Below are 7,455 nucleotides of genomic sequence, written 5' to 3' on the forward strand. Positions count from 1 at the left end.
GGGCGGCGTTCAGACGAAGAGGGTCAGCGTGCCGGTCTGGCCGAAAAGACGGCTGCCCGCAATCTCGCCGGCGGCAAAGAAGCCGGCGAGCGGAATGTCGCCGAACACCTCGCGGATCATGCTGACCTCGGCGTCATCGCTGTCGAACATGATGCCGCCGCGCCCGGCGCAGCTCACGTAGATGCCGCCGGCAGGCGGGCGGGGGCAGGCGTCACGCAGGTCGTGCAGCATCTGGAGCAGGTCCTGGCGGGCCGCTTCTTCGTCCCGCTTCAGAAAGAGCAGGCTCTGCCCCTTGCTGACCGACTCGTTGATGGCCAGCTTGCCGCTGCGCAGGTCGATGGCCACGATGCGACGCGCCGCAAACTGCCGCCGGTCCTGATCGTCATCGGTCAGACCGACGAGCAGGGTGTTGACGGCCCGGCGCAGGTCCGCGCCCAGCGCCGGCCCGGCGGCTTCCCGGAAAACCTCGGTGGCGGGGCGGCCGTCGATGCGCTCGATGAGGCTGTCCTGCGCGGCCGTCACATGCCAGCTCCCCGGCAGCGGCAGGCAGCCCTGACTGAGGCCGGTGAGCATCTGGATGCGGTCGTTGAACGCTACGCCGGACAGGCCGCCGGTGAGCGGCGCTTCGGCGATGTGCCAGGCTTGCTGGCGGGCGCTGGCCAGTCCGCCAGCCAGGCTGCCTCCGCGGATCTTGTGGCTCATGTCACTGACCAGCTCGCTCATGTCGGGCGTCAGCGGGTCACCATGAACCAGCGCGGCGTAGGCGGAAAAATCCCGCGGCAAGGGCTTGCGCCCGGAGAACACCCGGAAGCAGTCGAGCGGAAATGCTCCCAGCATGACCGACAGGCCGGGGGCGTCAAGTGCTGCGCCTTCGCGACCCAGCACGCCGACGCCGGTGGCGCCGATCCATTCCTGCACGCCGGTGTGCTGGCGCAGCCGGTTGAGGAGCGGGTCCAGCGCAAAGGCGAAGTGGTCGGAGACGTAGAGGAAACCGAGGTTGGCTTGCGGAAGTCTGGGCAGGCTGGCGAGCACGCCCTGCAGGGCGTCTTCCCAGCCTGACGCGCTGGCCCAGGCACTGGCGAAACGGGGTGAAGTCATTGTGGTCCGGTCTGATCGGGCGCGGGCTTGGCCGCGCCGGGGGATTCGGGGGGCTGTTCTGTTCCGGTGGCCGGAGCAGGGGTAAAAGGCCAGCTCCAGAGGGCCGGGTTGGCAAAGGGATTGGGCGGCTCGCCGTCCTGTCCAGCCTTGCTCATCGCCTGCATGGCAGCCAGCGTGGCACGCTGGACCTCCAGCCCCTGGATGGTCATCTGGAGCATGCCGAGATTCATCTTCAGCCAGCCTTCGACCGCCTTGAGATCCTTGATGCGCTGATCGAGTTCATTCACATCGAGCGTGGGGGTGACCATGCCGGGCAGGCCGAAGCCCATGTTGCCCCACATGCGACGGATGAAGTCGAAACCGTCTTCCTGAGTGTCGTTCGGTGCGGACATGGCAGTGCTCCGTAGCTGGCTGCCCCCATCATAGCGCTTCCGGCAGAGGCTCAGGCCTCCGGCAGGTGATGGTTCTGGCGCGGGCCCAGCAGATGGGAGAGGGCTGCACGCAGCTTGGCCGGGCGGACCGGTTTGTGCAGCAGCGGAACTTGGCGCGCGGTGGCTTCCTGCAGGGTTTCCGGGCCGGTGTCGCCGGACAGCAGCAGCGCAGGGAGCGTTGCGCCGAAGCGCTCGCGCATGCGGGCGATGATGTCCAGCCCGGTGTGCGGCCCAGGCAGCCGGTAGTCGCTGATGACCATTTCCGGCTCGACCTCCATTTCCTCCAGCGCATCGAGTGCGCTGGCAAGGCTGTCGCTGGCGACCACGAAGCAGCCCCAGGCGCGCAGCAGGCCGGCGAGGCTTTCCTGGGCCAGGGCATCGTCATCGACCATCACGATGATGCGGCCGAGCAGATCCTGCTCCTGCAGGCCCTGCGGCACCTTGGATGTTTCCGCGTCAGCCATCGGCACCATGACGCCGAATACCGAGCCACGGCCCGGAGCCGAGCGCAGGGTGATCGGGTGATAGAGCAGGTCGGCCAGGCGGCGAACGATGGCGAGCCCGAGGCCAAGACCCTTGGAGCGGTCGCGTGCCGGGTTGTCCAGCTGGACGAACTCCACGAAGATGCTGGACTGGTTTTCCTGCGCAATGCCGACCCCACTGTCACGGACCTCGATCAGTACGTGCCCGCCCCGGCGCCGCGCAGTCACCATGATCGCGCCCTGCGGGGTGTAGCGCAGCGCATTGCCGACGAGATTGATCAGGATGCGCTCGAAGAGCAGGGGGTCGCTGTGAATCCAGAGCGAGGTCGGGCGGACGCGCAGGCGCAACCCGCGTTCCTTGGCGGCGTGGGTGTAGTCGTTGCCGATGCGCTCGAACAGCGGGCCCAGCGCGAAACCGCGCGGCGAGGAGCTCACTACGCCGGCATCAAGCTTGGAGATGTCGAGCAGGCTGTCGAGCAGGTTCTCCATGGCCTCGGCGGAAGCCGCGATGCGCTCGATCAGCATGCGGGTGTCCGGGCTGTGCTCCTTGCGCGAGAGATCGGCGATGAACAGCCCGAGTGCGTGCATCGGCTGACGCAGGTCATGGCTGGCGGAGGCCAGAAAGCGGGATTTGGCGAGGTTGGCTCGTTCGGCCTCTTCCGTGCGCTCGCGCAGCTGCAGGGTGGCTTCCGAGATCCGGCTCTCCAGGTTGCCGCGCGCGATGGCGAGGTGGGCGGCCATCTCGTTGACGCCTTCTGAGAGCCGCCGCAGCGAGCCGCCACCTTCGACCGGCACACGCGTGGTCAGGTTGCCGCGGCCGATGTCGGACATGGCCTGGGCGATGCGCCGGATCGGCGTGCTGACCGAGCGACTCATCAGTACGGCCAGGGCAATGCTGCCGGCCAGCACCAGGGCCAGCGTCGCAAAGGCGGTGGCGATCTGGTTGAGCTTCCGGTTTTCCAGCGTGTCGCGCGAGATCAGGACCACCACCTCTCCGAGGGTCTGATCCTGCGTGGCGGGGCCACCCGTCAGCGTATAGGGATCGTCATCCAGCGAACGGCTGTAGCGCACCGGCTCGACGATGCGCAGCATCTGACTGCTGACGTTGCGGATTTCCTCGCTGCCGGGCCTGATGAAGGTGTCGGAGTCCCGCGCGTGTACCTGCAGACCGGCGACCGCCATCAGGCTGCCGTCGCGGTCATAGATCGCGACGCCATACAGATCGGCAGCGCTGAGTGCCGAGGCGGCCAGCCGCTGCAAGGCATCCTTGTTGCCGGAGAAGAGACCGAACTCGGCGGTGGCCGACAGCTGTCGCGCCAGTGCCCGGCCACGCTGGTTCAGCGCGTCTTCCAGGTCGGAGATGCGCGAGAAGGTCAGCAGCGCGGTGAGCAGCAGACCCAGCACGATGGTCGGGACGAGCGCCACGAACAGCACGCGCGTGCGGATATCCCAGTTCAGCTTCATGGCTGGCGCTCCAGTTTCTCAAGACGCTCGCGGATCACGGCGCTGTCCTCCAGGCGCAGTCCGAGCGAGCGTGCAACACGCTCGTTTACGCCGACCGTGAATTTCTGGGGGTACTGCATTCCGGGGTTGCCATTGCCTGCCAGCGTGGCCCTCACCATGTCGGCCGTTTGCGCGGCGATCTGTTCGGGCGAGGAATACAGTGCAACGGTGGCGCCCGCATTCAGATAGGCCGGCGAAAAACCGATCACCGGGACCTGGTGACGAAACGCTCCGAGCAGAATGCTGGGGATGGTCCGGGCGTTGAAGATGGTGGTGTCAGGCGTGGCCAGAATGACGAGGTCATCGCCCAGCATCCGTTGCATGGCGGGGTAGATTTCCTTCTCGTCGCCGACCGATTCGCTTTGCGCCTTGATCGACTGTTCGCGGGCGGCAGCCATCAGGCCTTGCGTGCTGTCCCGGCTGTCCCGGCCGGCGAGCAGACCGATCCGGGTGTGTTCGGGCAGCGCGGTACGAACGAGCCTGACATAGCGTGCGGCGGGCTGGTCGATCAGTACGCCTCCGGCGACGGTGCGCTGTGCCTTGACCCTGTCATAGGTTGTACGGGGAATCATCGCGAGCACCAGCGGTGCGCCAAAGGTCGCGGGCTCGAGTGCCTCTGCGGCCAGACTGCCGGCAGCGACAACCAGCTGCGTGCCCGGCGGCAGTTCCCGGCGAGCCTGCTCCGGATCCACCAGCGTGATCTGCACTGCGCTGTTTTTCAGAGCGATGACGAAAGCATTCGCGAACTGCTGGTAGGCGGCCGAGGTGTCACCCAGGACAAGGGCAACGGAGCCGGCAGCGAGGGCCCTGACGGGCCAGAGCAGCGTCAGCAGGCAGAGCAGGGCAAGGCGGCGGACGACCATCGATCCGGAGGCGCCCGCGAGCTGCGGGATGGCTTCCTTGTGCCACGATGGCGACTTGTGGCCGACCAGCCAGGCTGTCCATCGGGCCATCCGGCCTTTTCCGGGATTGATCATTCGCCAGAGGATACAAGAGCCCACGGAATCGGGGTGGCTCCGGAGGCCAGGGTTTGCGGGAAAATATCCTGCCCATTAGGGTAAGGCTTTCGTCTCCCGTCCTCGGACAGTGCCGCCGGCAGCGTAAGATCAGGCGCTGAACAAATTGAAAAAACTGGCGGAACACACTCATGGAGCCATGTCGGGTACTGGTCATTGAAGATCATGCGCTGGTCCGGGAGGCGCTTGTCCGTGCGCTCGAGCAACTCGATCGCACCTGCGAGCACGCCCAGGCCGGATGCGCGGCAGATGCGATGGCGCTCATCGAGAGCGGGCACGAGTTCGATCTGATCCTGACCGACCTGATGCTGCCGGACATGAGCGGTTTTTCCCTGCTTTCGATCCTGGCGCACCGTTTTCCCGCCGTACCGGTCGTGGTGGTGTCTGCCCTGGCCGATGAGGCTTCCGTCAAGCGGGCACTCAAGGCCGGCGCGGCCGGTTTCATTTCCAAGACCCTGTCATCCGGCGAACTGGTGGCTGCGATCCGTGCAGTGTTACGGGGTCAGATGGTGACACCCGATTTCGATGCGCCCGCGCCAGTCATGCAGAGAGTCGTCCGGCGCAGGGGGATCGATTCACTCTCCGAGCAGTACGGACTCACCGCCGCCCAGACGCGTGTCATGGAACTGATGGTGGAAGGGCGAACCAACCGGGAAATCGCGGACTTGCTCGGACTGGCGGAGGGTACGATCAAGGTGCATTGCTCGGCGATCCTTCGCGCGCTGGGTGTGCCCAATCGGGCCCAGGCGCTGGTCGTACTGGCACGGCAGGGCTTGCGTGCCTGAGTGAGCCCCAAGAGAGGGGGGGCTCAGGCCATGTGCAGGCCCACCCGGCTGTTTTTTTCCTCTCTTGCGGCGACGATGCGTTCGATCCGCCTTGCGGCTGCGAGCGCAGTCTGCTCGGCCGGGATCGCTTCGGGCCCGTGCTCGAGAATGGCCAGGAAGTAGCGTGCAACAGCCCTGCAGGCGTTGTTGAGCGAAGTTGGCAGGCGTTCTGCCGGCTCGTCCTGCAGCAGCAGTTTCGAGGCGGAAATGGCAAATACCGGTGCCAGTACGCGATGCCTGAGATGTTCGGGGAAGGACTCGAGCAAGCGGATCGACGCCTTGTATTGCCAGGGATTGGTGGGCCACTGCGAGGGTAGCGCCAGCGCACTGGGGAGTCGCTCCAGGTCACGGCAGACTACGCGCAGGTCTTCCTGTGAGTCACGGAATGGCAGCAGCACCAGATCAGAGAGCCGGCAGACATCCAAGTCGACGGTCGGTCTGTTCGCGCCGCCATCGACAACGCCGATCCAGCCTTCGCGGGACTTGAGTGCCGAAATGATCTTTTCGCGCGCGTCTGCGTTTCTGGCGTCGGCATGCACATAGGGCAGCTTGCCCTGAGGCGGCGGCTCGCGCCCGATGTCTGTCATCACAAACGCAGCCCGATGCCCGAGCAGACCCAGTCCGTAGCACAGCATGTGCGACAGGGTTGTCTTGCCGCAGCCACCCTTGCTGCCCAGAATCGAGATGACCTTCATCGTGCCGCTCCTTCGCCAGTCTGTTGATGCTGCGCCAATCATGCGGCAGTCGGTCCCGGGACGAATTCCGGAATAGAGCCGTTTTTCCGTCTTATCGGATGCTTGGCCGGAATCCGGTAGCAGAACAAACGGGTGTGCCGCGAATCATCGACGAGGAGGGTTTCAAAAGGCTGGATGCCGGGGATCTCGAAGCTGTTGCTGATAAGAAGACTCCCTGGTTTCATCTCCGTGATTGCCTTGCGCCAGATGCCGGGCATCGGTACGGGTGACAGGAAGGCGTAGACGACATCGAAGTCGCCCAGCGGCATTTTCCACAGATCCGCGCGGTGAAACGTGAGTCTCGCTTCGCGGCGGGCCAGCCAGCGCGAAATCCAGAACGGGGCGGGGGCCGACTCGATTCCACGGACATCCCAGGCTGGTCTCAGGCGGGCGATCCGCCGCAGCAAACCACCTGTCCCGCTACCGATATCAAGCAGCTTCAGTTCGGCGGGATTGCCCAGATAGGCGAGCATCCGGTGGGCGGTGTGCTTGTTTGAGAGATAGAGCGGAACCTGTGTCCGGAAGCTGCTCCAGTAGGTCAGGGCCAGCACGGCGAATGCAAGTCCGTATACCCATGGCGGAATGCCGGTCTGGATGGCAAGTGCAAGCGCTGGACAAAAAACGAGATGGATGAAGGCCCACCATTTCGGACAGAGAAGGATGGCGGAGGCAGATGCCGCGACCACGCCCTGAATCAATGCAAGTTGAATCAGAGTCATCGCAGGCAGTGATTCGCTGTGCCCCAGCGAATAAATGATCAGAAAGCCGGCGACTTGCGCTGCCAGGGCTTTCAGGAGATGTCTGGGCATGGCTGGGTCTGGGGTGAAAAAACGAGTAACGACATTCCTGCTTGTTGAGTTCAATATTTTTTTGATTCGATGCTTGACTCTCGATTCGGGTATCTCTATAGTTCTGCGTTCTCCCGGAGGGGTGCCCGAGTGGCTAAAGGGGGCAGACTGTAAATCTGTTGGCTTACGCCTACGTTGGTTCGAATCCAACCTCCTCCACCAGTTTCACAGGTTGTGCGTCGTGTGGCGCGCAATGGGTGGCGGGCGAGAATTGTATATTGCTCGTGTGTAAGGCGGGTGTAGCTCAATGGTAGAGCAGAAGCCTTCCAAGCTTATGACGAGGGTTCGATTCCCTTCACCCGCTCCAGTTTGCAGTGCCCTTGTAGCTCAGTGGTAGAGCACTCCCTTGGTAAGGGAGAGGCCACGTGTTCAATCCACGTCAAGGGCACCACTAGATTCTGTTTTCAACTGCTTGCTCGGTTTATTGGGGTAGATCATGGCCAAGGAAAAGTTTGAACGTACGAAGCCGCACGTGAACGTCGGCACGATTGGTCACGTTGACCACGGCAAGACCACGCT

General features: G+C 64.2%; 8 protein-coding genes and 3 tRNA genes. 5 read left to right on the forward strand and 6 right to left on the reverse strand.

The window, feature by feature from the left end; translation table 11 throughout:
• Positions 1–9: 9 nt before the first annotated feature.
• The 4 genes from ABDB87_RS15245 to ABDB87_RS15260 are packed head-to-tail and all read right to left on the reverse strand — an operon-like array spanning position 10 to position 4,467.
• Positions 10–1,098 carry an FIST signal transduction protein gene (locus ABDB87_RS15245; protein WP_345928592.1) on the reverse strand — a complete coding sequence of 363 codons (1,089 nt, stop codon included), beginning with the start codon at positions 1,096–1,098 and terminating at the stop codon, positions 10–12.
• Positions 1,095–1,490 (reverse strand): PhaM family polyhydroxyalkanoate granule multifunctional regulatory protein, encoded by a 396-nt coding sequence (locus ABDB87_RS15250; RefSeq protein ID WP_345928594.1) that lies wholly within the window; start codon positions 1,488–1,490, stop codon positions 1,095–1,097. The genes ABDB87_RS15245 and ABDB87_RS15250 overlap by 4 nt, the downstream gene beginning before the upstream one ends.
• Before the next feature lie 50 nt (positions 1,491–1,540).
• On the reverse strand, positions 1,541–3,475 hold the full coding sequence (locus ABDB87_RS15255) for an ATP-binding response regulator (RefSeq protein WP_345928596.1): 1,935 nt from the start codon (positions 3,473–3,475) through the stop codon (positions 1,541–1,543).
• Positions 3,472–4,467 carry an ABC transporter substrate-binding protein gene (locus tag ABDB87_RS15260; protein WP_345928598.1) on the reverse strand — a complete coding sequence of 332 codons (996 nt, stop codon included), beginning with the start codon at positions 4,465–4,467 and terminating at the stop codon, positions 3,472–3,474. The genes ABDB87_RS15255 and ABDB87_RS15260 overlap by 4 nt, the downstream gene beginning before the upstream one ends.
• Before the next feature lie 194 nt (positions 4,468–4,661).
• On the opposite strand from ABDB87_RS15260, the gene ABDB87_RS15265 reads away from it, so the two are divergent.
• On the forward strand, positions 4,662–5,315 hold the full coding sequence (locus ABDB87_RS15265; protein ID WP_345928600.1) for a response regulator: 654 nt from the start codon (positions 4,662–4,664) through the stop codon (positions 5,313–5,315).
• A gap of 23 nt (positions 5,316–5,338) precedes the next feature.
• Here the strand turns inward: ABDB87_RS15265 and ABDB87_RS15270 are convergent, their stop codons facing one another.
• On the reverse strand, positions 5,339–6,049 hold the full coding sequence (locus ABDB87_RS15270) for a P-loop NTPase family protein (protein WP_345928602.1): 711 nt from the start codon (positions 6,047–6,049) through the stop codon (positions 5,339–5,341).
• Positions 6,050–6,087: 38 nt separating this feature from the next.
• On the reverse strand, positions 6,088–6,897 hold the full coding sequence (locus ABDB87_RS15275; RefSeq protein ID WP_345928604.1) for a class I SAM-dependent methyltransferase: 810 nt from the start codon (positions 6,895–6,897) through the stop codon (positions 6,088–6,090).
• A gap of 115 nt (positions 6,898–7,012) precedes the next feature.
• Between ABDB87_RS15275 and ABDB87_RS15280 the strand changes: the two genes are divergently transcribed.
• From ABDB87_RS15280 to ABDB87_RS15295, 4 genes are all read left to right on the forward strand, one after another.
• Positions 7,013–7,098 (forward strand) — tRNA-Tyr (locus tag ABDB87_RS15280).
• A 71-nt stretch (positions 7,099–7,169) separates the two neighbouring features.
• Positions 7,170–7,243: transfer RNA gene (locus ABDB87_RS15285), tRNA-Gly, on the forward strand.
• A 9-nt stretch (positions 7,244–7,252) separates the two neighbouring features.
• Positions 7,253–7,327, forward strand: a tRNA-Thr gene (locus tag ABDB87_RS15290).
• Positions 7,328–7,372: 45 nt separating this feature from the next.
• Positions 7,373–7,455: GTP-binding protein (locus ABDB87_RS15295; RefSeq protein WP_043003843.1), on the forward strand; the 83-nt coding region annotated here is incomplete at its 3' end.

The sequence above is a fragment of the Uliginosibacterium paludis genome (genome assembly GCF_039631355.1).
GTDB classification, from domain to species: domain Bacteria; phylum Pseudomonadota; class Gammaproteobacteria; order Burkholderiales; family Rhodocyclaceae; genus Uliginosibacterium; species Uliginosibacterium paludis.

Coding starts and splice junctions, on each gene's coding strand:
- ABDB87_RS15245 (WP_345928592.1), bottom strand. CDS start 1,098: ATGACTTCACCCCGTTTCGCCAGTGCCTGGGCCAGCGCGTCAGGCTGG.
- ABDB87_RS15270 (WP_345928602.1), bottom strand. CDS start 6,049: ATGAAGGTCATCTCGATTCTGGGCAGCAAGGGTGGCTGCGGCAAGACA.
- ABDB87_RS15250 (WP_345928594.1), bottom strand. CDS start 1,490: ATGTCCGCACCGAACGACACTCAGGAAGACGGTTTCGACTTCATCCGT.
- ABDB87_RS15265 (WP_345928600.1), top strand. CDS start 4,662: ATGGAGCCATGTCGGGTACTGGTCATTGAAGATCATGCGCTGGTCCGG.
- ABDB87_RS15255 (WP_345928596.1), bottom strand. CDS start 3,475: ATGAAGCTGAACTGGGATATCCGCACGCGCGTGCTGTTCGTGGCGCTC.
- ABDB87_RS15275 (WP_345928604.1), bottom strand. CDS start 6,897: ATGCCCAGACATCTCCTGAAAGCCCTGGCAGCGCAAGTCGCCGGCTTT.
- ABDB87_RS15260 (WP_345928598.1), bottom strand. CDS start 4,467: ATGGCCCGATGGACAGCCTGGCTGGTCGGCCACAAGTCGCCATCGTGG.